Annotated in this window: 24 protein-coding genes and 1 riboswitch; of the genes, 19 read left to right on the forward strand and 5 right to left on the reverse strand. The window is 67.0% G+C overall.

Going from position 1 to position 26,383, the window contains the following annotated elements; all coding sequences use genetic code 11:
- Positions 1-54 precede the first annotated feature (54 nt).
- Positions 55-234 (forward strand): hypothetical protein, encoded by a 180-nt coding sequence (locus G6O54_RS37395; protein WP_205679005.1) that lies wholly within the window; start codon positions 55-57, stop codon positions 232-234.
- Between the two features lie 158 nt (positions 235-392).
- On the opposite strand, the gene G6O54_RS23060 is transcribed toward G6O54_RS37395, so the two are convergent.
- Complete coding sequence (locus G6O54_RS23060; RefSeq protein ID WP_250847030.1) at positions 393-938, reverse strand: hypothetical protein; 546 nt, start codon at positions 936-938, stop codon at positions 393-395.
- Between the two features lie 89 nt (positions 939-1,027).
- Between G6O54_RS23060 and G6O54_RS23065 the strand changes: the two genes are divergently transcribed.
- Positions 1,028-2,515, forward strand: coding sequence for a purine-cytosine permease family protein (locus tag G6O54_RS23065; protein ID WP_165228485.1), 1,488 nt, complete (start codon positions 1,028-1,030; stop codon positions 2,513-2,515).
- Positions 2,516-2,528: 13 nt separating this feature from the next.
- Here the strand turns inward: G6O54_RS23065 and G6O54_RS23070 are convergent, their stop codons facing one another.
- The gene (locus G6O54_RS23070; protein WP_165228487.1) at positions 2,529-3,953 is read right to left on the reverse strand and encodes a neutral/alkaline non-lysosomal ceramidase N-terminal domain-containing protein; all 1,425 of its coding nucleotides are present in this window, start codon (positions 3,951-3,953) and stop codon (positions 2,529-2,531) included.
- A gap of 35 nt (positions 3,954-3,988) precedes the next feature.
- Positions 3,989-5,119, reverse strand: coding sequence for an NAD-dependent epimerase/dehydratase family protein (locus G6O54_RS23075; protein WP_165228489.1), 1,131 nt, complete (start codon positions 5,117-5,119; stop codon positions 3,989-3,991).
- Positions 5,120-5,412: 293 nt separating this feature from the next.
- Positions 5,413-5,503: riboswitch (S-adenosyl-L-homocysteine riboswitch) on the forward strand.
- A 19-nt stretch (positions 5,504-5,522) separates the two neighbouring features.
- Between G6O54_RS23075 and ahcY the strand changes: the two genes are divergently transcribed.
- From ahcY to G6O54_RS23100, 5 genes are all read left to right on the forward strand, one after another.
- Positions 5,523-6,947, forward strand: coding sequence for an adenosylhomocysteinase (ahcY, locus tag G6O54_RS23080; RefSeq protein WP_165228491.1), 1,425 nt, complete (start codon positions 5,523-5,525; stop codon positions 6,945-6,947).
- 118 nt (positions 6,948-7,065) lie between these two features.
- Entirely contained in the window at positions 7,066-8,565 is a 1,500-nt protein-coding gene (locus tag G6O54_RS23085) for an ArnT family glycosyltransferase (RefSeq protein WP_165228493.1), read from the forward strand.
- 24 nt (positions 8,566-8,589) lie between these two features.
- Positions 8,590-9,789 (forward strand): nucleotide sugar dehydrogenase, encoded by a 1,200-nt coding sequence (locus tag G6O54_RS23090; RefSeq protein ID WP_165228506.1) that lies wholly within the window; start codon positions 8,590-8,592, stop codon positions 9,787-9,789.
- Positions 9,786-10,805, forward strand: coding sequence for an NAD-dependent epimerase/dehydratase family protein (locus tag G6O54_RS23095; RefSeq protein ID WP_165228508.1), 1,020 nt, complete (start codon positions 9,786-9,788; stop codon positions 10,803-10,805). The genes G6O54_RS23090 and G6O54_RS23095 overlap by 4 nt, the downstream gene beginning before the upstream one ends.
- Before the next feature lie 24 nt (positions 10,806-10,829).
- Entirely contained in the window at positions 10,830-11,546 is a 717-nt protein-coding gene (locus tag G6O54_RS23100) for a glycosyltransferase (RefSeq protein WP_205679007.1), read from the forward strand.
- Positions 11,547-12,130: 584 nt separating this feature from the next.
- Here G6O54_RS23100 and G6O54_RS23105 read toward each other — a convergent pair.
- Positions 12,131-12,304: a hypothetical protein gene (locus G6O54_RS23105; RefSeq protein WP_165228512.1), complete on the reverse strand. Its 174-nt coding sequence runs from the start codon at positions 12,302-12,304 to the stop codon at positions 12,131-12,133.
- Positions 12,305-12,335: 31 nt separating this feature from the next.
- On the opposite strand from G6O54_RS23105, the gene G6O54_RS23110 reads away from it, so the two are divergent.
- The 11 genes from G6O54_RS23110 to G6O54_RS23160 all read left to right on the forward strand — a co-directional run bounded on the left by G6O54_RS23110 (position 12,336) and on the right by G6O54_RS23160 (position 24,985).
- Positions 12,336-12,518 (forward strand): hypothetical protein, encoded by a 183-nt coding sequence (locus tag G6O54_RS23110; protein WP_165228514.1) that lies wholly within the window; start codon positions 12,336-12,338, stop codon positions 12,516-12,518.
- Between the two features lie 314 nt (positions 12,519-12,832).
- Positions 12,833-14,749, forward strand: a complete 1,917-nt coding sequence (locus G6O54_RS23115; RefSeq protein ID WP_165228516.1) for a S9 family peptidase — start codon at positions 12,833-12,835, stop codon at positions 14,747-14,749.
- Between the two features lie 191 nt (positions 14,750-14,940).
- Entirely contained in the window at positions 14,941-15,939 is a 999-nt protein-coding gene (locus tag G6O54_RS23120; protein ID WP_165228518.1) for a GDP-mannose 4,6-dehydratase, read from the forward strand.
- 261 nt (positions 15,940-16,200) lie between these two features.
- Positions 16,201-17,445: a hypothetical protein gene (locus G6O54_RS23125; RefSeq protein ID WP_165228520.1), complete on the forward strand. Its 1,245-nt coding sequence runs from the start codon at positions 16,201-16,203 to the stop codon at positions 17,443-17,445.
- Between the two features lie 85 nt (positions 17,446-17,530).
- Positions 17,531-17,881 carry a hypothetical protein gene (locus tag G6O54_RS23130; RefSeq protein ID WP_165228522.1) on the forward strand — a complete coding sequence of 117 codons (351 nt, stop codon included), beginning with the start codon at positions 17,531-17,533 and terminating at the stop codon, positions 17,879-17,881.
- A gap of 32 nt (positions 17,882-17,913) precedes the next feature.
- A complete protein-coding gene (locus G6O54_RS23135; RefSeq protein WP_165228524.1) occupies positions 17,914-18,549 on the forward strand; it encodes a hypothetical protein in 636 nt (211 codons plus the stop codon).
- An 86-nt stretch (positions 18,550-18,635) separates the two neighbouring features.
- A complete protein-coding gene (locus G6O54_RS23140) occupies positions 18,636-19,694 on the forward strand; it encodes a sugar phosphate isomerase/epimerase family protein (protein WP_165228526.1) in 1,059 nt (352 codons plus the stop codon).
- An 85-nt stretch (positions 19,695-19,779) separates the two neighbouring features.
- Entirely contained in the window at positions 19,780-20,928 is a 1,149-nt protein-coding gene (locus G6O54_RS23145) for a Gfo/Idh/MocA family protein (protein WP_165228528.1), read from the forward strand.
- Between the two features lie 40 nt (positions 20,929-20,968).
- A complete protein-coding gene (locus G6O54_RS23150) occupies positions 20,969-21,820 on the forward strand; it encodes a sugar phosphate isomerase/epimerase family protein (protein WP_165228530.1) in 852 nt (283 codons plus the stop codon).
- 374 nt (positions 21,821-22,194) lie between these two features.
- Positions 22,195-22,752: a sigma-70 family RNA polymerase sigma factor gene (locus G6O54_RS23155; RefSeq protein ID WP_165228532.1), complete on the forward strand. Its 558-nt coding sequence runs from the start codon at positions 22,195-22,197 to the stop codon at positions 22,750-22,752.
- A gap of 4 nt (positions 22,753-22,756) precedes the next feature.
- Positions 22,757-24,985: a serine/threonine-protein kinase gene (locus tag G6O54_RS23160; protein WP_165228534.1), complete on the forward strand. Its 2,229-nt coding sequence runs from the start codon at positions 22,757-22,759 to the stop codon at positions 24,983-24,985.
- A 35-nt stretch (positions 24,986-25,020) separates the two neighbouring features.
- Here the strand turns inward: G6O54_RS23160 and G6O54_RS23165 are convergent, their stop codons facing one another.
- Positions 25,021-25,215, reverse strand: coding sequence for a hypothetical protein (locus tag G6O54_RS23165; protein WP_165228536.1), 195 nt, complete (start codon positions 25,213-25,215; stop codon positions 25,021-25,023).
- Positions 25,216-25,627: 412 nt separating this feature from the next.
- Between G6O54_RS23165 and G6O54_RS23170 the strand changes: the two genes are divergently transcribed.
- Complete coding sequence (locus tag G6O54_RS23170) at positions 25,628-26,254, forward strand: C-type lectin domain-containing protein (protein WP_165228538.1); 627 nt, start codon at positions 25,628-25,630, stop codon at positions 26,252-26,254.
- The last annotated feature ends 129 nt before the right edge of the window (positions 26,255-26,383 follow it).

Genomic DNA, 26,383 nt, shown 5'->3' on the forward strand with positions numbered 1-26,383 from the left:
AATCCCGTCTTCAAGCCCAGCAGCCCGGGCACCACGTAGAACAGGAAGTGGCAGATGAGCGCCGCGAGGACGATTCCGAGCAGCGTCGGGAGCAAGCCACCGGCCAGCAGGCCGGCCGCAGCATTCGAGTTCCAGAAGGCGAACCAGAGGAAGATCCCCGCGTACGTCGGCGCGGTGTTCTTGAACCAGGGCGCCCGATTCGACGGCGGGTTGGGCGTCGCGCTGGCGATGTAATCCGGGAGGGGGCCGGGGGCGGTCGTGGTCGGTGTGCTCATGGTGTCTGTCTATGCGGAAAACAGGGAGAGGCAGGGGTTTCGGCCGGTACGCTGGGAGCATCAGACAACGCGCCGGGACCAGTGTCAAGGGGGGACCCGTGGGGGCCGGACGAGCCTTCAGATGGACTCGCCGGCCGCCCGTCGTGCGTCCTGTTCGAACCAGTTGTCTCGGTAGTAGTGGCCCCCTCGGCGATGGGCCATATAGCTGGCCACGAGATAGGCGGGGATGAACGCCGGCCCCCATCGCTCCGCCTGGCGGACGTGGGCCTGCTCGTGATCCCTCAGGTCGTCCAGGACGGAGGCCGACCGACCCAGGATGACGTGACCGAGAGTCATCGCGTTGAAGCCGATCCGGTCACCGAACCAGCGGGCGAATCCGCCGTGGAACTCGAGCGCGCCGCGACGGACGCGACCGCCGCCGCCAGAACCCAGGGTCAGCACGCCGGCAATCAGGCCCAGCAACGTGGTTGGGCTGGCCCAGGCATAGCATGCAATCCGCCCCGGAATGCTCCGCCCACGGTCGGCCTGCTGATCGGCACGCCCGCGATCCCCGACGCTCCGCGCCCTCGGGATCGCCGCCTGGGTGGGGTCGCGACGAACGTGGCGACGATGCGGGCCCTTTTCCCGCTGCCGCGTCGGGCGTCGCCTTCGATTACGCCCCATCGCCTGAATCCTCCCCGCACGTGTGGTAGGTTTGGCATGCGAGATTGCCGCGTGCCGACCGCACGATCCTTCCAGGAACCCGTGATCCCGTGAGCGACCTGCCGCCACCCGCCGGCGAGCCAGCCGGCCACCTTCCTCCCATCCTCCGCGCCGAGCTCTCCCAGCCCTTTCCGACACGGAGCGGCTGGGCCTGGACGATCGCACCGGCCTATGCCGGGCTCTTCATCTGGATCCCGCTGCTCGACCTCGTCGGATTACTCGTCGCCGGCGGACTCGACGTGAGGCTCGTCTTCCTCGGCTCGATCCTCGCGCTCCTCGCCTGCTCCCTGCTCCTTTATTATCCCGCCGCCATCCTCGGGTGCCAGTCGGGACAGGGACTTGGCGTCGTCGCCTCGACGACCCTCGGGACGATCGGCGCGGAGTGGATCGTCGGGATCCTCGGCGGGTTGGGGGGACTTCTGGTCTACGCCATCTCGATCGATTCCTCGGTACGACTCACGATGCTGGGACTCACACTTTGCGGCCTGGTCGGTCCGGCGAGCCTGGAGAGATCCTCGATCGGTGCCGCGCAGTTCCCCGCGCCGATTACCCTGATCACCGCGGCCTTCTGGATCTACGTGACGGGGACCGCGATCCTCCTCCGCCTCGCGAGCGTCGTCCGGGCGATGATGCAGGTCTACACCCCCGTGGCTCTCGCGCTCCTGGTCGTCGCGGCGATCCTGGCCGCTCGCGGGCCGGGAGTGGCGGTCGCTCGCGAACCTGTCACGGTCCTCCCTGCGTTCGCGCTGCTGATCCAGATCGTCTGTTCCGCCTTTGCCTTCTCCGGGCTCCTCGGGGCGGACTGGGGCCGTATGGCCCGAGACCGCCTCGATGTGATGCGAGGCGGCGCCGTTGGCATCAACCTGGCCGGAATGCTCGGCCTGGTGATGACCGCCTGCACCGTCTCGCTGGCGTTCCGGACCGACGCGTCGGGCATGCCTCCGGACGGCGGTTCGCCGCCGCTCCTGATCCGCGGAAGCTTCCATTCCGCGATCTATCAAGGCATCGGCGGCCAGGTCGGCGGCATCCTGCTGATGCTCCTGGGACTGGCGACCCTGGCGCCGGCCTGCTACGCGATCTGGCTTTTCGGGCGACGCTTCGCCGACCACTGGGGCGTCCTTCGAGTCTCCTCATGGACCTGGCTGGGGGGCGGACTCGCCCTGGCGATGATCGCATCGGGCGTCGCTCGTGACTCGATGCTCCTGATCCAGATCCTGGGCGCTCTCTTCGCACCCGTGGCCGGGACGTTCCTCGTCGAGCTGACCCGCACGGAGGGACACGTCCGGGGGATCCGGGATGGGGTGAATCCGCCCGGCGTGATCGCCTGGGGCCTCGGGCTGACCATCGGCCTGATCCCGATTGTGGGGGCGGTCATTCCGGCGGGGGAACCCCTCCGGAGGCTGCAGCCGGCATCGCTCTATGCCTTCGCGGTATCGGCCGCGACCTATGCCATCCTCGCCCGGCTGGGGTGGGAGCGGCCGATCATCCCGATCCGGACCGAAACCCCCACGGAGCCTGGCGCGGTGGGCCGAGGTTGAACAGCCGGCCGGCTCAGGGCACGACGTCGGTCGATGGGCCGCCCTTGATGGACGCTGGTGCGATCAGGCCCAGGACGCCGTTCACGCCGGACATCACGGACTCCTCGACCCGGTCCGACCAGGGGCAGGGGAGGCCGTAGTAGACCATGCTGTCTCCGCCTTCGTAACCGCCTTCCTTCAGGACCCGCTGCGATGGGATGTACGCCATGACGTCGTTGCAGTAGGCCGAGACCCAGGTCGGCGACGATCCCGCTTCCTTCTTGATCCGGAGCGCGTAGTCGACGGTGACCTCGCCACCGAGGAAGACCCATCGCAGCTCGTCGAGGCCCCATGCCTGGACCGGATAAGGATAGTCCGGCGGGAGCTGGCCGAGCTCCTCGATCTGCCCCAGGAGCTTGCGGGCCCGCGACGCGGCGAATCGATTGTCGGATTTTGCGTCGGACTCGATTTGTGACCTCGTCGGCAGGGAACCGAAGGCGAGGTTGACCTCCCGGTATGCGCTCCGGAGCGGGCCCTCGATCCGCTTCATCGGCCGTTCGAGGACCGCGGCGACCGAGGCGGCCATCGCCTGGCCGTGCGTCTCGGCGAGCGCCTCGGAACGCCGGGGGATCGGGTTCTGGTCGCCACCGCAGCCCGCCACGTACATCGCCTGGGCACCCGGGAATCGCTTCTCGAGCGCGGCGGCGGCGTGCCCGGCCCAGTCGCCGCTCACCTTGTAGCCGTCCAGGACGGTGCAATGGCAGGCATAGACGAAGACCACGGCCCTTGGCCTGCCATCGACGTCCCTGCCCACGAGCACCGGGACGTCGTGGTCATCCGGCCCCTTGAGGTGACCTTTCTCCCGCAGCGCCGGCACCTCGCCCTCCGGGTTGTTCCGCCGGTTGACGGCGAAGTCGCAACGGCCGTTGCCCCAGTCCAGCCGCGCGACGGAGAGCGTCTCGAAGGCCTGACTGACCACGTCCGCGACGACCGACTCGAAGAGCCGCGTGTAATCGCCGACCTTCTGCTTCTGCGCGTCATCGAGCGTGTACATCGTGAGCAGATTCCTGCCGAGCACCGGCGCGCTATGGGTGTGCGAGCACGCGAGGACGATCCGGTCTCGCTCCAGTCCATGCTTCCTGCCGATGGCCTCCCGGATCCGTGCCGAGAGGTCCCGGCTGATCCCGCAGACATCCATCGTGACCAGGACGGCTCGCTTGCCGAGCGGATCCTCGAGTGCCAGGGCCTTGACCCAGATATCCTGATCGACCCCGTCGGACGGGTGGTTCCTCGCGGCGTATCCGGACAGCCAGATCGGCTCCTTGGGCGTGATCGCGACCCGACCCACGCCGAGCTTCCAGCCGTCGCCAAGGCTCACTCGCGGCGACCCGGCGAGGATCAGCACGAATCCGATCACGACGCGCAACCCAGCCCTCGGATCGACCCCGATGCGGTTCATGTCAAGAGTCTCCTGGTCGCACTTGCCGCCCGTCCTCACGACCGTTCCGCGCCCACCTGCGGGCGCCCGGCGGCGGTCAATCGCCTCCGAAGATCTCCCAGACGGACGAAGAAAGGGGGCGGATCATGGGGGATTCGTCCCGACGGATCTTCGAAGAACCAGCGGACGGTTCGGGAGATCGCCTCCTCGTAGGTTAACGAAGGCGACCATCCGAGTCTGCGGCGGGCCTTCTCCGTGCTGTACGAGAGATACCGGCCGAGGAGCCAGGCCCCATAGCGAGTGACCCTGGGAGGCCTGGCCCGTCGGCGAAGCCGGTCGCGTAACTCCAGTGACAAGCCGCCATAGTAGGCGTAAAGGAACGGGTAATGCCAGGTGACGCGGGGAGCGCCGGTGGCATCGGCCAGCATGTCCAGGAACTGCCTCTGGGTGATCGGGCCGTGGCTGGTGACGTTGTACGCCTCTCCTGCGGAGCCCTGGTCACGGGCCGCGAGGATCGCGGCGTCGGCGACGACCCCGGCGTAGACGGCGCTCAGCGGGTTATCCCCGGGGCCGACCACGGAGACGCGATGCCATCGGAACTCCTGGATCAGCCGGGGGATCGTGGTCCGGTCGCGCTCGCCGAAGAGCCAGCTCGGTCGGATCACGGTCAGGGCAAGTCGTCCGGCGTGCGACATCGCCCAGAGTAGCTGCTCGGACTCCACCTTGCTGCGGGTGTAGGGATCCATCAGCCAGACGTTCTGGCCCAGGGGCGAGGACTCGTCGATCGGTTCCGTCTGGTCCGGTGGGTGGCCATAGGCGCTCGTGGAGCTGAAGTGGACGAACCGCTCGACTCTCTCGGCGGCCGCGGCTGCGGAAAGCGTCCGGGTGGCGTCGATGCAGCCGAGCTGGAACTCGCGCCAGGGCCCCCAGTCTCCGACCTTCGCCGCCGCGTGGAAGATCCACCTGGCCCCCGCCACGGCCGCCGCGCAGGAAGCCGAGTCGGTCAGGTCGCCGCGATGGATCTCGACGCCCAGGGACTCCAGGAAGCCGGTCCGGCTCGACGGCCGGACCAGGGCCCGTACGCGATGCCCCTGGCCCACGAGCTTTTCCGCCACATGGCTCCCCAGCAGCCCCGTCGCCCCGGTCACCAGGACGAGGCCGGCATCGGCCGAAGATTCCGGACTCATGGATGCCCCGCGCCCCAGTTCGTGCCGCAGAAGTGACCGCAACGCCCCAGGTTGAGAGTGCATCACGGATTCACCGGGGTCAAGCGGGGACGACCGAGGAAATGGGATGGAGAGCCGCCACAACCTCTTCCGATCGTGACCTACAGTTCCTTCCGGGCATCATAACGGCCAGCCCCGGCGAGGGACGACCGGTCGACACCTTGTCTCGGGCCGACTCGTTTTGGTATGAAGGAATGCCTTCGGAACCCGGCCCGGGACCGAAGACCTACCTCAAATCCTGATGCGAACGCCATTCCATTGAGGGGCGCTGCGACGGTACGCCGGGGCGTACCTGCCAGGCTCGATGGGGCGGATCCAACAGAACTGCAACGGCGCCCTTTCATCGTTAGAGGAGACCTTGAACGTGACCGCCGCCGTCGCTGAAAAGCCTGTTGCCACCAAGGATTATCACGTCGCCGACATCTCGCTCGCCCCGTGGGGCCGGCGCGAGATCGCCATCGCCGAGACCGAGATGCCCGGCCTCATGGCCATCCGCGAGGAATACGCGGCCCGCCAGCCGCTGAAGGGCGCCCGGATCACCGGCTCGCTCCACATGACCATCCAGACGGCCGTCCTGATCGAGACCCTCAAGGCCCTGGGCGCCGAGATCCGCTGGGCGTCCTGCAATATCTTCTCGACCCAGGACCACGCCGCCGCGGCCATCGCCGCCGAGGGGATCCCGGTCTTCGCCTACAAGGGCGAGTCGCTCGAGGAGTACTGGGAGTACACCCACAGGATCTTCGAGTGGGCCGACGACGGCTACTCGAACATGATCCTCGACGATGGCGGCGACGCCACCCTGCTGCTCCACCTGGGCGCCCGCGCCGAGGCCGACGCCTCGGTCCTGGACAAGCCCGGCAGCGAGGAGGAGCGCGTCCTCTTTGCCGCCATCAAGAAGCGGCTCAAGTCCCAGCCCGGCTGGTATTCCGAGCGGCTGGCGGCGGTCAAGGGCGTGACCGAAGAGACCACCACCGGCGTCCATCGCCTCTACCAGATGCACAAGCGCGGCGAGCTGAAGTTCCCCGCCATCAATGTCAATGATTCGGTCACCAAGTCCAAGTTCGACAACCTCTACGGCTGCCGCGAATCGCTGGTCGACGGCATCAAGCGGGCCACCGACGTGATGGTCGCCGGCAAGATCGCCGTCGTCTGCGGCTACGGCGACGTCGGCAAGGGCTCCGCCCAGGCCCTCCGCGCCCTCTCGGCCCAGGTCTGGGTCACCGAGATCGACCCGATCTGTGCCCTCCAGGCCGCCATGGAAGGCTATCGCGTCGTCACCATGGAGTATGCCGCCGACAAGGCCGACATCTTCGTCACGACGACCGGCAACTACCGGGTCATCACCCATGACCACATGGTCCGGATGAAGGACCAGGCCATCGTCTGCAACATCGGCCACTTCGACAACGAGATCGACGTGGCGTCGCTCGAGAAGTACAAGTGGGAGGAGATCAAGCCGCAGGTCGACCACATCATCTTCCCCGACGGGAAGCGGATCATCCTGCTGGCCAAGGGCCGCCTGGTCAATCTCGGCTGCGGCACCGGCCACCCCTCCTATGTCATGAGCTCCTCGTTCGCCAACCAGACGCTCGCCCAGATCGAGCTCTGGCAGCACAACGACAAGTACGAGGTCGGCGTCTACGTCCTGCCCAAGAAGCTCGACGAGCACGTCGCCCGGCTCCAGCTCAAGAAGCTGAACGTGATGCTGACCGAGCTGACCGCGGAGCAGGCCGCCTACATCCACGTCCCGAAGGAAGGCCCGTACAAGTCGGACCATTACCGCTATTGATCGCTCCCCGAGGGCGGCGAGGGAATCGTCCCCCGCCGCCCCCTGATCGATCCCGCCACGACGAGGCTGCGGGAGCACAAGTCGAAGCCGCGGTTTCCCCTCCCGTTCAATCTCCCTCGTGAACACCTTCCTTCGTAGAACCCTCTTCGGCCTGCTCTTCGCGCTGGGCCTCGCCAGGGCGGTGTTCTATCTCGCCTATGCGGTCGAGACCTTGCCGTCGCCGTTCGAGAGCTTCCACCTCGAAGCGAAGATGGTGCTGCTCGCGGATCGGGTCGTCCTCGGGAAGACGCTCTACCCGGCCTGGCGGGACTATCCGCACGTCGCCAACTTCTTCGGGCCGGTCTATTTCGGATCGGTCGGCCTGGTCGGCAGGCTGGCCGGGGCCGACATACCCGGACTCTTCCGGATCGGTCGATCGATCGCATTCGCGTCCGGGCTGCTCGCCTCGGCCATCGTCGCCGTGGTGGCCTGGAAGCGGTATGGTCGGGCGCCCGGTGTGCTCGCGGGCATCGCGACGCTCGGGGCGATCCCGATGGCCGGATTCTCGGTGATGGTCCGGCCGGACATGACCGCGGAGCTGTTCGGGATCGCGGGTTTCTTCCTGGCGCGGAGGAAGTCCACCGTCGGGCTGGTCGCGGCGGCGATCCTGCTGGCCTGCGCCGTGCTGACCAAGCAGACCACCCTGATCTTCCTGTTCGCCGCATGCCTGGGGCTGGTCGCCGAGCGGGAATGGCGCCGGGCTCTCGCTCTGTTCGGGGCCACGGCGGGTATCCTCGCGGTGGTCGTCGGGCTCGTCACGCTCTTGATCGAGCCTCGTTTCGTCTCGAGCCTGATGGGCGAGTCTCGGACGCCCTGGGATGCCGCCACCCTGGTCAAGACGTTCTCTCAGGTCTGGAGTCAGTCGCCCGACCTCCTGATCTTCGGGGTCGCCGGGCTGGTCGCGTGGATCGTCGGCGCGACAGGGCGTCGGGATCCCGCGCTGGCGGTCCTGGCAGCGGTCCTGCTCGCCTCGAGCGTCGGCCTGGCGGCCAAGCAAGGGGCCGCGGTCAACTACTACCTCAGCCTTCGACTCTTGGAAGGCCTGGCCGTCGCGGCCCTCTGGCAGTCAGCAAGGCAGTCCGGCACGCGACTCCGGTCGGCCGGCCTGGCGGCGCTCCTGATCATCGGGGCATGTTCGGTGGTCCCGAGCCTGATGATCATGCTCCAGTACTATCGGCGCTCCGTGGAGGTCACCGCGTTCCTCAAGGCGCCTCCCGGCTCGCGGATGCTCGGGGCCTATCGTGACCTCTGCCGCATGGCCGCCGATCCCCGGTCGCGCTTGCTCACCGATGCGGGGCTCATCGACCTCTATCAGGGGGATCGCGCTGTGTTCGGCGACCCCTGGCTGTTCCGCATGCTCGCCGAGACCAACCAGCTCGACCTGACCGTCCTCCAGGATCGGATCGACTCGCAGTATTTCGACCTGGTCGTGACGCTCTCGCCGCTCGAGGAACCGACGTATGAAACGTACGACTTCGGCCTGCCGATGCTCCTGGTGGAACGGCTGAGGGCCCGGTATACCCGTGTGGGGGCCCATGATACACTCTTCTTCTATCAGCGCCGCCGGCCGTCGGGGTAGCGGCGCGGCGGGGAGCATGCCGCCTTGGGCCAGTTCAGGTACGACGTCTGCGTGGTCGGCGGTTGCGGGCACGTCGGGCTGCCGCTGGCCCTGGCGTTCGCCCGGTCGGGCCTGGACGTCGCGGTCCACGACATCGACGATCGGGCCGTCGATCTCGTCCGGTCGGGCAGGATGCCGTTCCTGGAGCGGGGCGCCGAGCCGATCCTCCGCCAGGTGATCGGCAGAAACCTCATCGTCGCCGACGACCCCGGGCTGGTGACGCAGTCGCGACACCTCGTCGTCATCATCGGCACGCCCGTCGATGAGCACCTGAACCCGAAATTCCACGCGATGCGGCGGTTCTTCCTGGACCTTCGGCCGCACCTGACCGACGGCCAGTGCGTGATCCTCCGGAGCACCGTGGCCCCGGGGACGACCGAGAAGATCCACTCGCTCCTGGCGAGGACCGGGCTGGACCTCCACGTCGCGTTCTGCCCGGAGCGTGTCGCCGAGGGTTATGCCCTGGAGGAGTTCGCCACCCTGCCGCAGATCGTCTCCGGCTGCGGCGAACGTGCCGTGGAGATGGCGTCCGAGCTGTTCGCGAAGGTCGCCCCGTCCTTGATCCGACTCTCTCCGCTCGAGGCAGAGCTGACCAAGATCTTCACCAACGCGTGGCGATACATCCAGTTCGCGACCGCCAACCAGTTCCTGATGATCGCGGCCGACCGGGGCGTGGACTTCTACCGGGTCTTCGACGCGATGACCCGCGACTATCCGAGGATGGCCGGACTGCCGAAGGGGGGTTTCGCCGCCGGCCCTTGCCTGTTCAAGGACACGATGCAGCTCGCCGCCTCGAGCGACAACAACCTGCCGCTGGGCCACGCGGCGATGCTGATCAACGAGGGCCTGCCCAGCTTCATCGCCCGCCGGCTCCGGGCCCGCTATCCGCTCGAGTCGATGTGCATCGGGATCCTCGGCATGGCCTTCAAGGCGGAGAGCGACGACCACCGCGAGTCGCTCTCCTACAAGCTCCGAAAGGTCATCGAGGCCGAGGCCGCAGAGGTCCTCTGCACCGACGCCTACATCGCCGACCCGACGTTTCGCCCGCTCGCCGAGGTCGTCGAGCGATCGGACCTGTTGATCATCGGTGCTCCGCACCGCGAGTATCGGGCGATCGCCGTCCCGATCTCGACACCGGTCGTCGACCTCTGGAACTTCCTGGGCAAGGGGACGGGCCTGGCATGAAGACCCTCGTGACCGGATCCTCGGGCTTCATCGCCGGCTATCTGATCGAGGAGCTGCTGGCCCACGGCCATGAGGTCGTCGGGCTGGACAACCTGTCGAAGTATGGACCGGTCGGGCGGACGTTCGACTCCGACCCCCGCTACCGGGCCGTGACCGGCGACGCCAAGGATCCGGCCCTGGTCGGCGAGCTGCTGGAAGGCTGCGACCACTTCGTCGCCGGCGCCGCGATCATCGGCGGGATCTCACTCTTCCACGAGCTGGCGTACGACCTGCTCGCCGAGAACGAGCGGATCACCGCCGCGGCCTTCGACGCGGCGATCAGGGCCCACCGGGGAGGCTCGCTCAAGAAGATCACGGTCGTTTCCTCGTCGATGGTGTTCGAGAACGCCGGGACCTTCCCGACCCCGGAAGGGGAGCAGGAGCGCTGTCCGCCGCCGTCGTCGACCTACGGCTTCCAGAAGCTGGCCACCGAGTACTTCGCCAGGGGAGCCCATCAGCAGTACGGATTGCCCTTCACGATCGTCCGCCCGTTCAATTGCATCGGCATCGGCGAACGTCGGGCGAAGTACGACCGCGAGGTCCGCTCCGGCAATGTCCGGCTGGCCCTCAGCCACGTCGTGCCCGACCTCGTCCAGAAGGTGCTCAAGGGGCAGGACCCGCTGAGGATCCTCGGAGATGGCAGTCAGGTTCGGCATTACACCTACGGCGGCGACCTCGCCCGGGGGATCCGCCTGGCCGTCGAGTCGCCCGCGGCGTTGAACGAGGACTTCAACCTCTCGACCGCCAGCTCGACCACGGTGCTCGAGCTGGCCGGGACGATCTGGCGGATGATCCGGGGCGGCGACCCATTGCGGATCGAGCACGACCCGCCGTATCCCCACGACGTCCGCCGCCGCGTCCCCTCGGTCGACAAGGCCCGTCGCGTTCTCGACTTCGAGGCGAAAACCCCCCTCGAAGAGGCCCTGGCCGAGATCATCCCCTGGGTCCGCGACCAGATCGCCGCCGGCGGGATCTGATTCGATCGGATGGAGGCGAGCCGCTTGGAACCGGAACCTGTCGTCGACCTGATCATGCCTGTTTACAACGAGGGGGCGAACATCGCTCGAGCCCTGGACGAGATCGAGGCCAAGGTCCCGCTACCGAAGCGGATCCTCGTCGTCTACGACTTCGACGAGGACGACACGCTCCCCGTCGTCCGGGAGCGAATCCCGCGGATGCCTGGGCTGGAGCTGGTCCGCAACACCCTGGGCCGCGGCGTGCTGAACGCGATCCGCTCCGGGATCGCGGCGGCCCGGGCCGAGGTCGTGGTGGTCACGATGGCCGACCTCTCCGATGACGTCGCCATCATCCCCCGGATGGTGGAGCTGATTCGCGACGAGGGTTACGACATCGTCGTCGGCTCGCGGTACATGAAGGGAGGGCGCCAGGTCGGCGGACCTCGCCTCAAGAAGTTCCTGTCCAGGTCCGCCGGGCTGTCGCTCCACTGGCTAGCCGGCCTGCCCACCCACGACGCCACCAACGCCTTCCGCGCCTACCGGCGAGACGTGCTCCAGGGGTTGCCGATCGAGAGCGAGGGGGGCTTCGCCTACTCGCTTGAGCTGACGGCCAAGGCCCACGCCGCCGGCCGGAGGATCACCGAGATCCCCTCGACCTGGCACGACCGCTCCGCCGGAACGTCGCGGTTCCGGCTGAGGGCCTGGCTCCCCCACTACCTCAAGTGGTACGGCTACGCGCTCACACACCGGCCGCGACGTTGAGTCGAAACGTGAATCAAGGCCCCTTTTCGTGGCTGTTCACGATACATGGTTCTTCAGTGCCGTCCGTACCCGGAACGGCGACGAGTCCCAGCGCCAGCCTGTTGACCCCAGCCGCCTCATGGTCCGGGTGCGGGGCGGAGATCGCCCGTCGTCCCCGATCGCGCGACTCCCCGACGACCTCCCATGAGTTGTGATCCAGGACTCATCCGGCCAGGTCGGACGCCGTCGCGTCGGACTCGATGTCGTCCCCCGGCGCGATGCTCTCAGCATGCCCGGGCCCGCGCCGGAAATCCAGCACGCGGGCCGTTCCGGGACCTGGGGCCGGCACGCGCGACCGGCTCGACGATCACGGAGTACGGACAAGAATACTGTAAACAGCTATATATGGTAAGTTAATCGAGTCATGCTTGACTTGATTCGCGCGATCTCCTTAAGATCGAGCCCGACCTGAAACGACGTTGGCGTGCATGCGTGTTTCGACACGGCCAGGACGTCGGGGAGTGATGAATGGGCGTGTAAGAGGAAGAATGGGACGTGGCCGTGATCGATGCCGGCATGGGCGGCGGCACGGTGGGTGGCCGATCTCATACGACGAGTTCCTCTCCTACTACGAGAAGGCGGAGCGTCTCTACGAGGTTCGCGGTACGCCGGATCCGCTGGATGACGACGACAACGGCCGCAGCCTCCTGAAGCCCCTTCCTGAACAGGTGCATGGCGCCCGGGATCGATCGAGCCAGATATCCGAACGTGCCGGTCAACGAGCTGGTCCCCGGATCCCTCCGCACTCGGATGAGCGAATCCGGTGAGGATCCGTTCGTCGTGTATCCGCATGTCGTTTCCCTGATCAACCTGCCTGCGGGCGGACCGACGGGTCGGATCTTCATCAAGGGTGAACTATTCCAGGTGGACTCGGGGATGAAGGCGGAACTGAAGCGGAAAGTCGCCGTTATTCTGGGGAAGAAGGTCGCTTGATCGCGATCGATCGGCGGGGCTGAGGTTTCCCCCTGAATCGAGGTCCCGTCCACGCCCGGGCCGGAACGCTTGACGGCCCGAACCTCGCGAGCAGACCTCCTCCGATCCAATATTCGCCCCGTCCCGGAGAACATACGATTCCGGCCCCTCGCACCTGGCCGATGCCTCCGCGGGAGCGGTCCCGCGAGCCGATGTCGAGCCGGAACCAATCCATCAGGGAGCACCTATTGATGTACGGATCTCAGATGCGGACCCGCGCTCGGAGGACGCCGAGCGTTGCGGTCCTCGCCGCCGCGTTTCTCGTGGGGATCCCCATGTCGACCCGAGCCGATCTTCCTCCGCTGATCTCCCGCGAAGTCCTCTTCGGCAATCCGGAGCGGATGGGGCCCAAGCTGTCTCCCGACGGGACCAAGATGGCGTGGATCGCCCCGGACAAGAAGAACATCCTCCAGGTCTGGGTGAAGACGATCGGCAAGGATGAGGAGAAAGTCGTCACGGCCGACCCCAAGCGCGGGATCCGCCAGTTCGCCTGGGCGGAGAATAGCCGGGTGCTGCTCTACATGCAGGACAGCGACGGCGACGAGAACTTCCACGTCTACGGGGTGGACCTCGCCAACGGCAATGTCCGAGATTTGACCCCGTTCCAGGGCGTCAAGGCCCAGATCACGGCCTCCGACCCGAGCTACCCTGACACGGTCCTCGTCTCGCTCAACACCCGCAATCGGGCGCTCTTCGACGTCTACCGGCTGGACCTGAATACCGGTGCCCTGACGATCGACACCGAGAACCCGGGCGACGTGGTGGGCTGGGTTGCCGATCCCCACTTGCAGGTCCGCGCGGCGCAGACGATGACCCCGTCGGGCGGCGCGGCGATCCGCGTCCGCGATGACGGCTCATCGACCTTCCGACCCTGGCTGGAGGTCGGCCCCGAAGACGCGCTCACGTTCGGCGCCCTGGACTTCTCCGCCGACGGCAAGTCGCTCACGCTGCTCTCCTCGCTGGGCCGGGATACCGCGGCCGTTGTCCAGCGAGAGATCGCCGGGGGCAAGGAGGCGCTCCTGGCGGCGTCCGACGAGGCTGACGCCGACAGCGTGCTGATCCACCCGAAGACGCACGTCGTCCAGGCCGTGAGGTTCGCGCCCGGCCGGGCGCACTGGAAGGTCATCGACCCCAGCATCGCGGCGGACTTCGAGGCCATCGGCAAGCTCCACGACGGGGACTTCTCGATCGTCAATCGCGACAACGCCGACCGGACCTGGCTGGTCGCCTTCACGGCGGATCGCGGGCCCGTGGCCTACTACGCATGGAATCGCGAGGAAAAGAAGGGCACATTCCTGTTCGTCCACCAGCCGAAGCTCCAGGGGCTCGCCCTCGCCGACATGAAGCCCGTGAAGATCAAGGCCCGCGACGGACTGACGCTGAACGCTTATCTCACGCTCCCGGTGGGAGTGGAGCCGCGCGGGCTGCCCATGGTCCTGATGGTCCACGGCGGCCCCTGGGCCCGGGACCAGTGGGGATACAACCCCTATGCCCAGTGGTTCGCCAATCGCGGCTATGCGTGCCTGTCGGTGAACTTCCGCGGTTCCACCGGGTATGGCAAGTCCTTCCTCAATGCCGCCAACAAGCAGTGGGGCAGGGCGATGCACGACGACCTGATCGACGCCTGCAAGTGGGCGGCCGACAAGGGGTTCGCCGATCCCAAGAAGGTCGCCGTCTTCGGCGGCTCCTACGGCGGATACGCCGCGCTCGCCGCCCTGACGTTCACCCCGGAGTTCTTCGCCTGCGCCGTGGACATGGTGGGACCGTCCAACCTGAAGACCCTGATCGCGACGATCCCGCCCTACTGGAAGCCGATGCGGGTGATGTTCGACACGCGGATGGGGAACGTGGACGATCCCAAGGACGCCGAGTTGATTCACGAGGCTTCGCCGCTCTTCAAGGCCGATAAGATCCGCCGGCCGCTGCTGATCGGGCAGGGGGCCAATGATCCCCGCGTCAAGCAGGCCGAGTCCGAACAGATCGTCGCGGCGATCGAGAAGAATGGCGGCCGCGTCTCTTACGTCCTCTACCCGGACGAGGGCCACGGCTTCGCCAGGCCGGAGAACCGCATCGACTTCAACGCCCGCGCCGAGGCGTTCCTGGCCGAGAACCTCGGCGGTCGGGTCGAGCCGATCGCGGGCGAGAAGGTCCCCGGCTCCACGGCGGTCGTGAAGGAGGTGGGGAAGAAGTAGCCCGCGGTGCGAACTCGCGAGGGCGGTCGACCGCCCGATGGCGTCCCTCCCTCGACCGCGCGGGAGGGGCGCCGTAGGCCCGCTACCGGCGAAAGAGTCCTCTCGCCGCGACATCGCCGGGCGGATGGAATAGAATCGTCCAATCAGGCGATCGAGGCAACGACGGGCGGTCCGACGAGGGGCGTGGCGCGATGCGAGTGCTGATCACGGGTGGAGCAGGTTTCATCGGCTCGCATCTCGCCGAGGCTTACCTCGGGCGCGGGGATGAGGTCTTTGTCCTCGACGACCTGTCTACGGGGAGCATCGACAACATCGCCCACCTCCGAGGCCGCAAGGGATTCCACTACACCATCGAGAGCGTCCACCACGCCCCGACGGTGGCGGAGCTCGTGGACCAGTGCGACGCGGTCTTCCACCTGGCCGCGGCGGTCGGGGTCCGGCTGATCGTGGAAAGCCCGGTGAGGACGATCGAGACGAACGTGCACGGCACCGAGGTCGTCCTCGCCGCGGCGAACAAGAAGAAGAAGAAAGTGCTGATCGCCTCGACGTCCGAGGTCTACGGCCTGAGCGCCGACGTCCCGTTTCGCGAGGACGGCAACCTCGTACTCGGTGCGACCACGAAGGGTAGATGGAGCTACGCCTGCTCCAAGGCGATCGACGAGTTCCTGGCGCTGGCCTACTGGAGGGAGCGGAAGCTGCCGACGATCATCGTCCGCCTTTTCAACACGGTCGGGCCGAGGCAGACCGGGCAATACGGCATGGTCGTCCCGACGTTCGTGAAGCAGGCCCTCACGGGCCGCCCGCTCACGATCTACGGCGACGGCAGCCAGTCCCGCTGCTTCACCCACGTCGGCGACGTGGTCGGGGCGCTGGTCGGGCTGATGGATCACCCGCGGGCGGTTGGCGAGGTCTTCAACATCGGGTCGGGCGAGGAAGTGACCATCCAGGAGCTCGCCGAGCGGGTCAAGGCCCTGACGGGGTCCTCCTCGACGATCGTCCACGTCCCCTATGAGCAGGCGTATGGCGAGGGCTTCGAGGACATGCCTCGCCGGGTCCCCGATGTGAGCAAGATCGCCGACCTGATCGGCTACCGGCCGCGAAAGTCGCTGGACGCGATCCTCGGCGATGTGGTCGAGTATTTCCGCGACGGTCCGGCGGCGGCCGCCGGGGCCGCCGGGCTCGCCCTCTGAGGTTCAACCGCCGCCGGTCCCGAATCGGGCCCGGGGACTTTCGCCAGGTCCCGGGTACGGGCAGAATAGGGCCATGCCGCGTGTGCACCGCGGAGGTGGCCGGTCGCGGCTTGCGGCCAGGCCGGCGGGGTCATACAACGTTTCTTTTCGAGCCCGCCGCGACCAAGCCCTCCGCTCGCAAGGAATGGGGGTCCCGACCGGATCCCCTGCGAGCGACGGGCGGCTCGCGGACCATTCGCCGAGCAGCCGGGAGAGGAAAGCATGAGTCAGTCGAACGTGGCCGCGCAAGCCCGCGCGGCGCTCGAGGCCGGGGAGGGGATCTTTCGGCTCGCGCCCACCTGGGTGCCCCGTTCCTTCCTGATGCCGGGGGGGCGTCTCAAGCTCTCGCGCGAGGATCTCTACGCGCTGGGCACCCATCGCGGCGGCATCGACGAGCGCTGGTTCGGCTCGACGACTCCCGCCGCGAACGAGGGGGCGCCGCCGGACGAGGGCCTCAGCTACGTCGTCCACGAGGGCCACAAGTTCACCCTCCGCGACGCGATACAGGCCCTCGGCGGCGAGATCATCGGCAAGTCCCTCTGGGACACTTACAAGAAGTGGCCCGTCTACAGCAAGTTCTTCGACAATCTCGGCCCGATCCCCCACCACATGCACCAGAACCAGGAGCAGGCGGCCAAGCTCGGCCTCGAGGGGAAGCCGGAGAGCTATTACTTCCCGCCGCAGCTCAACTGGACGGGGAACAACTTCCCCTACACCTTCTTCGGCCTCGAGCCCGGGACGACGAAGGAGGACATTCGCCGCTGCCTGGAGCGGTGGAACCAGGGCGACAACGGCATCCTCGACCACTCCAAGGCGTACCGCCTGAAGCCGGGCACCGGCTGGCTCGTCCCCCCCGACGTGCTCCATGCCCCCGGGTCGCTCGTCACGTTCGAACCCCAATGGGGATCCGACGTCTTCGGCATGTACCAGTCGATGGTCGAGGGGCGCAGGGTCCCCTGGGAGCTGCTGGTCAAGGACGTACCGGAGCCGTACAAGCACGACCTGGACTACCTGGTCAACCAGCTCGACTGGGAGAAGAACGTCGATCCCGAGTTCAAGGCCCACAACTACCTCGAGCCGATCGTCCGGAGCGGCGGCGAGAAGGACGGATTCGTCGACAAGTGGATCGTCTACGGCACGGTCGACGGCAAGCAGCTATTCAGCGCCTGCGAGCTGACGGTACTGCCGGGACATTCGGCCACGATCAAGGACCCCGGGGCGTACGGACTGATCGTCACCCAAGGGAGCGGCAAGATCGGGTCGCTGGAGGTGGACAGCCCGAACTTCATCCGATTCGGCGAGGTGACCAAGGACGAGGTCTTCGTCGCGGCCAAACGAGCCGGCGAGGGGGTCGCGTTCAAGAACACCGGGGCCGAGCCGTTCGTGAGCCTTCGCTATTTCGGGCCGGACACCCACAAGGACCTGCCCGCGGTCGGCGACCACCTGAAGTCAGCCCGCAAGGGCTGAGCGTCCGCGTCGACTCGACCGTCGCGGCCGCCCCCGCAACGACGTGGCGTGAGCGGCGGGGCCGCGTGATTCCCGGGGAGATCGCATGGTATTCTGGATCGCGTTTCTCGTCGCCCTCGTGTTCGTCCTGGGCGGGTTGTTCGCGGTGCTCGTCCTCTTCGGCCTGTCGCGTTCGGCGGCCGGAGGGGACGTCGACTGGCAGATCGCCCGCCTGGAGAGGAAGGTGGACCTGATCCTGACCAACATGGGGATCGGCCACGACGACCACGTGCCGGAGCGGGTCGTCCAACTGGTCCGCGATGGCAAGGTCCCCGAGGCGGTCGAGGAGTACATCCGGCTCACCGGCTCCCGGCGCACGATAGCCCGGCGCGAGGTCGATTACCTCCGCCAGAAGGTCAAGGCCGCGACGGGCGACACGGGGCCGAACCCCGAGTGAGACCCGTCGCGGCATTCAACGCGGAGCGAGCGATGTTCGATCCGTACGGCTGGGGTGGCGAGGATCCGACCGACCGACCGGGGGAGGCCCTCGTCGGCCTGATCCGGGAGGAGATCTCCCCGACCGAATATCTCCTCTGGGCCGATCGGCCGGGTTGCCCCCCGCCGATCCGGATCCCGCCCGTTCCGCTCGTCTTCATCTCCGCGATGGCGGGCCTGAGCGGGCTGGCACTGGCGGGCATGTTCGGCCTGGCCAACCAGGCCATGATCGACACCCGGCTCCTGGCGGTGGCGATGGGGCTGGGCCCCGCGGTGCTCGGCGGCCTGATCGTCCTGCAGCTCATTGTTCGGGCCATCCGGTCGTTCCTCCGGCGTAGGCTGCTCTCCCGCCTGGTCTACGCGGTCACCGATCAGCGCGCGATCATCGGCCGGATCGATGCCTCGCCGGGAGACCGATTGGCCCATTCGCTCTGGCGCGGCAGCGTCGCGGATACCCGCCGGTTCGAAAATCCGGACGGTTCCGGCGACCTCTTCTTCCTGGGCCATGGGCTCGAGAACTGGCTGCCGATCGGATTCACGGAGGTCCCGAGCGTCGGCCTCGTGGAGGCGCTGGCGCGCGAGACGCTCATCGACGGGGCCCCCGAGGACTGGGAGCCCGACCTCGGATAGTGCGGCCCGATCGCCGCACGGCGATCGAGACAGATCAACCCTCCCGACCGTTCCATCATCCGATCCGACGAGAGGCACGAGCACCCATGAGCGGCAGCCATCCGCACAATTTCCCCAAGCTCCACAACGCGGCCTGGCCGGGCGTCGTCGGCAAGGGAGGCGACGGCGCCGATCCGCCGATCGGCCTGGACACCATGCTCGACCTGACCGCCGCGGCCGAGGTCGACGGCATCAAGTTCGACGGCTTCGACCTGTTCCTGTTCGCGCCCCACATCGACATCGACTCCACCGACGACCAGATCAAGGCGCTCGCCGACAAGGCAGCCTCGAGGGGCCTGGTCATCGGCTCCGTCGTCGCGCCCGTCTGGGGCGCGACGGGGGGCGGGTCGGCGATGGATGAGGGCGAGGGGCGGAAGAACTTCCTCAAGCAGGTGCGGAACGGCTGCCGGATCGCCAGGAAGCTCCGCGAGCTGGGTATCCGCCCGCACGGGGTCGTTCGATTCGACTCCGCGTGCAGCCCCAACGACTGGTTCTCCGACCCGGCCGGGAATCAGGCGAAGATCGCCGAGACCTTCCGGCAGGCCGCGGAGATCGCCCGCGACCACGGCGAGACTCTCGCCGCCGAGGGGGAGATCTGCTGGGGCGGGATGCACTCCTGGAAGGCGATGCTCGACCTCCTGGAACGGGTGGGAGAGCCGGGGACTGTCGGCTTCCAGGCCGACATGGCCCATACGCTCCTGTACACCCTGGGCGAGAACGCCCCCGAGGACCGGATCCTGCCGAAGGACTACGACTGGAAGGACCCCGCGGTCCTCGACGAGGCCCTGAAGACGCTGACCTCCGCCTTGCGGCCCTGGACGACCGACTTCCACGTCGCCCAGAACGACGCCACGGTCTTCGGCTCCGGCTCGCACGACCATACCGGGCGTCATTGCCTGGCCAACGACCCCAACGGCAAGCTCGACATCCCTCGCCATGCCGGCTTCTGGCTCCGCGACGAGGATGGCTACCTGACGAAGAAGCTCCGGCACATCTGCTGGGACGGTTGCATGTTCCCCAACTCCGTGATGATGAGGCCCGAGACCTGGAACGAAGTCCTGGCGGCGATGATCAGCGTCCGAGACGCCCACGGCTGGAACGAGTGAACGCGATGGCCTGCGGCGGCTCGGGCCGACCCGGCCGATGATCGACGACTCCAAACGAATCTCCGAAACGCGAGAAGGTGATCCCATGGCAGAGAAGAAACCGTTCAACATCGGCCTCGTCGGCTGCGGCTTCATGGGCCGGACGCACAGCAACGCCTACAAGCGCGTGAATGACTTCTTCGACGTCTCCTACCGGCCCGTCCTGAAGGCCTGCTGCGCCCGCAGTGAGGAGAACGCCATGCACTTCGCCGAGAAGTGGGGCTACGAGTCGATCGAGACCGATTGGCGGAAGCTGATCGCCCGCCGGGACATCGACGCCATCGACATCTGCGCCCCGAACAACATGCACGCCGAGATCGCCATCGCCGCCGCCCAGGCCGGCAAGGCCGTCCTCTGCGAGAAGCCGCTGGCCATGAACCTGGTGCAGGGGCACCAGATGGTCGACGCCATCGAGAAGGCGGGGGTCCCCAACACCGTCTGGTACAACTACCGCCGGGTCCCCGCCGTCACCCTGGCCAAGCAATTGATCGACTCCGGCAAGCTCGGCCGGATCTACCATTACCGCGCCAACTTCCTCCAGGACTGGACGATCTCCGCGGACCTGCCGCAGGGGGGCACGGGTCTCTGGCGGCTCGACTCCGAGGTGGCCGGGTCGGGCGTCACGGGGGACCTGCTGGCCCATTGCATCGACACGGCGCTCTGGCTCAACGGCCACATCAACTCGGTCGCCGCGATGACCGAGACCTTCGTGAAGGAGCGGCGGCACAACCTCACCGGCAAGGTCCAGCCGGTGGGCATCGACGACGCCTGCGCCTTCCTCTGCCGGTTCGACAACGGATCCCTCGGCCTCTTCGAGTCGACGCGATACGCCCGGGGCCACAAGGCGCTCTACACGTTCGAGATCAACGGCGAGAAGGCGTCCATCAAGTGGGACCTGCATGACCTCCACCGGCTCGAGTACTTCGACCACGGGGACGACTCGCTGATCCGCGGCTGGCGGTCCGTCCACGTCACCGACGGCGACATGCCTTACATGAAGCACTGGTGGGTCCCCGGCCTGCAGATCGGCTACGAGCACACCTTCGTCCATCAGGTCGCGGATTTCCTGGACAACCTGGCGAAGGGACAGCCTACCGGGCCGACCTTCCGCGATGCGCTCGCCACCCAGGCCGTCTGCGACGCCGTCCTCGACTCGGCCGAACACCACAAGTGGGAGACCGTCGTCCCGATCTGACAGGGCCACGGGACGCGGTCATTGCACACGGAGAACGCGCATGAAGACCGGCATGAACCTGCTCCTCTGGACCGACTTCGTCTCCGAGGCGCACGATCCGATCATCGAACAGATCAGGGAAATGGGCTTCGACTCGGTCGAGATCCCCATCTTCCAGACGGCCGACCTGGCCCCGTATGCTCGGCTCGGCAAACGGCTCAAGGCGCTCGGCCTTGGGGCCACGGCCGTGACCGTGATGCCCGCCAACGCCAATCCGATTTCCCCCGATCGCGAGATCCGGGGTGCCGCGGTCGCCTACCTGGATCGGGTCCTGGAATGCGGCCAGCAATTCGGCTGTGAGATCCTCTGCGGCCCGCTCCACTCGGCCCTCGGCGTCTTCTCCGGCGCCGGGCCCACCGAGGAGGAATTCGAGCACGGCGTCGAGTCGATGCAGAGAGCGGCCGAGAAGGCGAAGTCGCGGGGCATCCGTATGGCCCTCGAGTACCTGAACCGATTCGAGAACTACTTCCTGACCACGGCGGAGCAGGCCGTCCATTTCGTGAAGGCGGTCGGCCATCCTTCCTGCAAGATGATGTACGACAGCTTTCACGCGCACATCGAGGAGAAGGACCAGGCGAAGGCCATCCGAACGTGCGCCTCGGAGACGATCCATGTCCACGTCTCCGAGAACGATCGCGGGACACCCGGAACCGGCCAGGTGGACTGGGAGTCGTTCTATCGCGGCCTGAAGGAGTCCGGCTATCAGGGATATACGACCATCGAGGCCTTCGGCACGGCCCTCCCCGCGCTGGCTGCCGCGACCAAGGTCTGGCGGCCCCTCTTCGCGGACGCCATGGGGCTCTGCAAGGAGGGCCTGGCTTTCATGAAGCAGTCCGGGCGGAAGAGCGGCTGAGCCGAAGCCTCTTGGTAAGCCCGCCGAGTCATGGAGCGGAGCCCCGGTTCAATCCGCTCCCCGGCGGACCGTATCGAACGCAATCGTTTCAGGGGATCGATCCCAGGTATTCCTATTCCAGGGCCCGGGCTCGTGAGGGACTTCGGCAGTCCCTCTCGCCCGGATTCCCCAGGGAGCACGTCGCTCGGAGCGAGGGATAACCTGGTCTCCGACATTTCGTACCCGGTGGAGCAACCTGGTGCATCCCTTGGGTCGGGTCGATTCCAACCCGGCTTGGTCGGTCATCGAGGCGGTGTGTGGTCGCCTCGGTCGGGGAATTCCTGACTTTCGGCGCGCGCCCGACGCGGCGCCGGCGTCTTACCGAAAGGGGGAATATGTCCCTCGACGCAGAGCCGACACGATCGCTGGAGAGTTACAGGAACTACCTCCTGACTCTGACCCGACTCCAGGTGGATACGATGCTCCTGGGGATCGTCGACCCGAGCGATCTCGTCCAGGAGGCCCTGCTGAGGGCCCATGAGCGGAAGGATCAGTTTCGCGGCGGGAGCGAGGCCGAGCGGGCCGCCTGGCTGCGATCGATCCTCGCCAGCCAGATCGCCGATGCACTTCGCCGTCACAGGCGACAGGGCGGTCAGCACGCGAGGTCGCTCGACGCGGCCCTCCGTGAGTCCTCCGTACGACTCGCGACGTGGCTCGCCGCAGAGCATTCGCCCCCCGATGACCGGCTGGTTCTGACGGAGCGTTGCTTCCACCTGGTCGATGCGATGAGTCGCCTCCCCGAGGATCAACGGCGGGCCCTCGAGTTGAGACACCTCAAGGGGCGGAGCGTCCCCGAGGTCGCCCGCGAGATGGGCAAGAGCCTTCCGGCCGTCGCCGGGCTCCTCCATCGCGGAGTCAAGCGTCTCCGCGAACTCCTCGATAGCGAGGCCTGATCCCATGGAGCTCGATGCGATGGAGGTCGCGGACGATCGCGATCGCCGCCTTTATGAGGTCATCGGCGCGTACTACTCGGTGGTCGCCGACGGCGGCGAGGCCGATATCGAGTCCTTGATCCGGGATCATCCCGATCTGGCCGATTCGCTCCGGGCCTTCTTCGATCAGCAGGACCGACTCCATCGCGAGACGACCACGCTGCGTCCCGCGCCCACGTCGCTCGGCGAGTCGTCCGCGCCCGTCGCTCGGGACGAGAGCCTCCGTGGCTCGACGCTCGGCGATTTCGTCATGCTCGCGGAGGTCGGCCGCGGGGGGATGGGGATCGTCTACGAGGCGATCCAGAAATCGCTGGGACGCCGGGTGGCGGTCAAGGTGCTCCCGCACGTCGCCGCGATGGATCCTGCCGTGCAAAGGCGGTTCCAGTCCGAGGCGCAGATGGCCGCCCACATGGGACACCCGAACATCGTCCCGGTCTACTCCGTGGGCTGCGAGGGCGACCGGCATTACTACGCGATGCGTCTCATCGAGGGGCGAACGGTCGCTGGGTGGATCGCCGAGCAAAGGCGGCGCGACGCGGAAGGGGGCGCGGGACGGCCCCTGGACCGCGAATCCTGCCGGTACGCGGCGACGCTTTGTATCCAGGCTGCGGAGGCACTCGACCACGCGCATGGGCTGGGCATCATCCACCGCGACGTCAAGCCGGCGAACCTGATCATCGATCGGGACGACAAGCTCTGGGTCACCGACTTCGGCCTGGCTCTGTTCCACGGTGCCGGCGAGCTCACTCTTACGGGCCACGCCCTGGGCACGCTGCGATACATGAGCCCCGAGCAGGCCCAGGCGAAGCGAGGCTGCCTCGATCATCGTACGGACGTCTACTCGCTGGGGGTCACGCTGTACGAGATGCTGACACGCCGCCCCGCGATTGACGGGACGGACAGGCTGGAAGTGCTTCGGCGGGTCACGGAGGGGTCGATCACGCCTCCACGCCGCCTGGACCCTGCGATCCCGCGCGATATCGAGACCATCGTGCTGAAGGCCACGGCCGTCGATCCGCATGCCCGCTATGGGACGGCGAGCGAGGTCGCCGAGGACCTGAAGAGATTCCTCGCCAATCGGCCAATTCGCGCCCGCAGGCCGACGGTCCGGGAGTGCATCGTGGCCTGGGGGCGACGGCGGCCCGAGCTCGTCGCGGGAAGCCTGTTGACACTCCTCCTGGGGGTCATCGTCCTGGCGGTATCCGCGGGCATGATCCGGCGCGAGCGGGACCTGACCGCCGTGGCCCTCGAGCGCATGACGGCGAAGGAACGTGAAGCCGCCTTGCAGGCGAGCCGGGCACGGGAGAACGCCGATTTCGTCCTCCAGGGGGTTACCGAGCCGCTCAAGAAGCTCGCCAACCCGGACCTGGAGGTCGGGCCGGGCTTCGTCGAGGCACGACGCGACGTGGTGAACGAGGCCGTCTTCGTCTACGAAGAATTCCTCAGGACCTCGGCGGAACGCTTCCCGGACATGCCCGCCGATATCGGGGTGATGATTCACATCGGCCTGCTGAAGACCGTGGCCGGAGATCATGCCGGGGCGCTGGTCGCGTATGAACGAGCGGTCACCGTCGCGGAGGGCCAGGCGGCCTCGTATGTGTCGAAAGGCCAGTATCATCTTGATGTGATGGGGGCGCATGCGCACCTGGGTATGGAACTCTGGGACGTGGGGCGACGGGAAGAAGCCGGTCCCCATTTTCGGACCGCTCGCTCCGCGATGGATCGAATCCTCGTGCTCTTGAAGGACGAGCCCATCCGATGGAGCTACGCCCCCTGGTTCCTGAGCCTGGTCCCAGATCCCGAGTTCCGCGACCCGCAGCTCGCCCTGGAACTGGCCCGTCGACTGGTCGCAGCCACCTCTGAGGCCCGCGACAACCGCGCCCATCTGTCCAGGGGCCGCCGTCCGGTCTTCACCCTCGGCCTCGCCGAATACCGCGCCGGCGACCTGACTGCCGCTCGACGCGACCTGGAGCGATCGATGCAATTGCGCGACGGTGGAGACGCTCACGAGTGGTTCGTCATGGCGATGGTCCTGGCGAAGCAGGGGCGGCGTGAGGATGCACTCACCTATCGCGACCGGGCGGTCCGATGGATGCGCCGCTACCGCAACGGCGACTTCGAGCTCCATTTCCTTGATCGCGAGTTGGCTCAGATCCTCGCCGCGGCCCCGGCCGTCCCATCGACGCGACCTTGAGTCCCCCTCACGGCACGGTCCCGCATCGGCTTCATTCATCCCGAAATAGCCGTCACTGCGGATTCCCTGAAGAAAATGCCGTCACGCGCGCTATGAAGCTCGCGTGTGAGCGTCTTTCCCCTTTGGGAGTCCATCTCTCCCCGAATCGAGACGCGCAGCTCGGCGCCTTGCCCGGCGACCCGAACGATGCACCTCAAGGAGATGTCCAAGACGATCGAGACGTGGATCATGCGGCGACCTCGTGACGCCGCGCCCCTGATGATGGCGCTCGGATTCGGTTCCGTCCGCCGGGTCGACATGATGTCGATGGTGGACCCCCGGATTCGGACCTCTCGGTAAGCTATCCCCCGAGGGAAACGCATCGACGTCACGATATGGGTCGGACCGCCAAGCGGCGATCGGCAGCGTTCAGGCCGAAGGCCGTCGTGGAGGCCGCCACGTCGGATTCGGTGAGAATTCCAACAAGTTCTACGACAGCACAGCCAGAGACGCGCATCTCAAGTTGGTCCATGAACCGGCGTCGATCTGACGACTTGCAGTAGGCCTTCCTGGCCTCCTTCCGGTCGGACTCGGGGTGAGGCCCTGGGTCGCCGTTCTTCCGCCCGCGGCCGTTCGCTATTTTCACACTAAGGGATTACCGACATGCTTCGAGTCGCCTCCATCGTTGTGACGCTCCTGGTCCTTGGCCTTGACCTGGCCCCTCCCGCCGAGGCGGGCTTCGTCTATTACGCGGGCACCGGCCACTGGTACGGGCTGACGGATCAGAGGGAAACCTGGACTGCCGCGGAGGCAGAAGCTGTGGCGGACGGCGGGCACTTGGCCTCGATCACCAGTCAGGGCGAGCAGGATTTCCTGGTCGCGAACTTCGTCACCGCCTCCGTGCCGGGGGGCGAACGCCAGCCCTTCTGGATCGGGCTCGTCGATACCAACTTTTCGCCCAATGCGGCCAACAGGAACTTCCAGTGGACCGACGGCTCCGCCGTGACCTACACGGACTGGAACCCCGGCGAGCCGAACAACAACACCGGCAACGAATGGTATACGGCGTTCAACTTCCACTACGGATTGAACCAGGGCAGCACGCCGGGGACGTGGAATGACACGACGAATGGCGGCAGCGTGAATGGCCCTTATCGCGGGATCATCGAGCTGAGCTTCGACCCCGCCGCCATCCCCGAGCCGGCGTCGCTGACCCTGGCCCTCCTCGGCTGCGCGGGGCCGATGGCCCTGGTCCTTGGCATGCGGGCCCGCGTCCGGCGGCCTGCCTGAGGGTCCACGGCGCACCATTCCTGTCCTCATCGACCTCGAAATCCCCCCGGGTAGCTACCGATCCGGACGTTGTTCTCGATCCCGGGGGGATCATCCATGCCCAGATCGAACCGCAAGAAAGCGGATGCA

The organism is Aquisphaera insulae, assembly GCF_011064615.1.
Taxonomy (GTDB): Bacteria; Planctomycetota; Planctomycetia; order Isosphaerales; family Isosphaeraceae; genus Aquisphaera; species Aquisphaera insulae.

Bases quoted from the DNA above. Each gene is read 5' to 3' on its own strand.
- G6O54_RS37395 (WP_205679005.1), top strand. From the start codon at position 55: ATGAGCGCCGCGAGGACGATTCCGAGCAGCGTCGGGAGCAAGCCACCG.
- G6O54_RS23060 (WP_250847030.1), bottom strand. From the start codon at position 938: ATGGGGCGTAATCGAAGGCGACGCCCGACGCGGCAGCGGGAAAAGGGC.
- G6O54_RS23070 (WP_165228487.1), bottom strand. From the start codon at position 3,953: ATGAACCGCATCGGGGTCGATCCGAGGGCTGGGTTGCGCGTCGTGATC.
- G6O54_RS23075 (WP_165228489.1), bottom strand. From the start codon at position 5,119: ATGAGTCCGGAATCTTCGGCCGATGCCGGCCTCGTCCTGGTGACCGGG.
- G6O54_RS23095 (WP_165228508.1), top strand. From the start codon at position 9,786: ATGAAGACCCTCGTGACCGGATCCTCGGGCTTCATCGCCGGCTATCTG.
- G6O54_RS23110 (WP_165228514.1), top strand. From the start codon at position 12,336: ATGAGCGAATCCGGTGAGGATCCGTTCGTCGTGTATCCGCATGTCGTT.
- G6O54_RS23115 (WP_165228516.1), top strand. From the start codon at position 12,833: ATGTCGACCCGAGCCGATCTTCCTCCGCTGATCTCCCGCGAAGTCCTC.
- G6O54_RS23120 (WP_165228518.1), top strand. From the start codon at position 14,941: ATGCGAGTGCTGATCACGGGTGGAGCAGGTTTCATCGGCTCGCATCTC.
- G6O54_RS23125 (WP_165228520.1), top strand. From the start codon at position 16,201: ATGAGTCAGTCGAACGTGGCCGCGCAAGCCCGCGCGGCGCTCGAGGCC.
- G6O54_RS23130 (WP_165228522.1), top strand. From the start codon at position 17,531: ATGGTATTCTGGATCGCGTTTCTCGTCGCCCTCGTGTTCGTCCTGGGC.
- G6O54_RS23135 (WP_165228524.1), top strand. From the start codon at position 17,914: ATGTTCGATCCGTACGGCTGGGGTGGCGAGGATCCGACCGACCGACCG.
- G6O54_RS23140 (WP_165228526.1), top strand. From the start codon at position 18,636: ATGAGCGGCAGCCATCCGCACAATTTCCCCAAGCTCCACAACGCGGCC.
- G6O54_RS23145 (WP_165228528.1), top strand. From the start codon at position 19,780: ATGGCAGAGAAGAAACCGTTCAACATCGGCCTCGTCGGCTGCGGCTTC.
- G6O54_RS23150 (WP_165228530.1), top strand. From the start codon at position 20,969: ATGAAGACCGGCATGAACCTGCTCCTCTGGACCGACTTCGTCTCCGAG.
- G6O54_RS23155 (WP_165228532.1), top strand. From the start codon at position 22,195: ATGTCCCTCGACGCAGAGCCGACACGATCGCTGGAGAGTTACAGGAAC.
- G6O54_RS23160 (WP_165228534.1), top strand. From the start codon at position 22,757: ATGGAGCTCGATGCGATGGAGGTCGCGGACGATCGCGATCGCCGCCTT.
- G6O54_RS23165 (WP_165228536.1), bottom strand. From the start codon at position 25,215: ATGATCCACGTCTCGATCGTCTTGGACATCTCCTTGAGGTGCATCGTT.
- G6O54_RS23170 (WP_165228538.1), top strand. From the start codon at position 25,628: ATGCTTCGAGTCGCCTCCATCGTTGTGACGCTCCTGGTCCTTGGCCTT.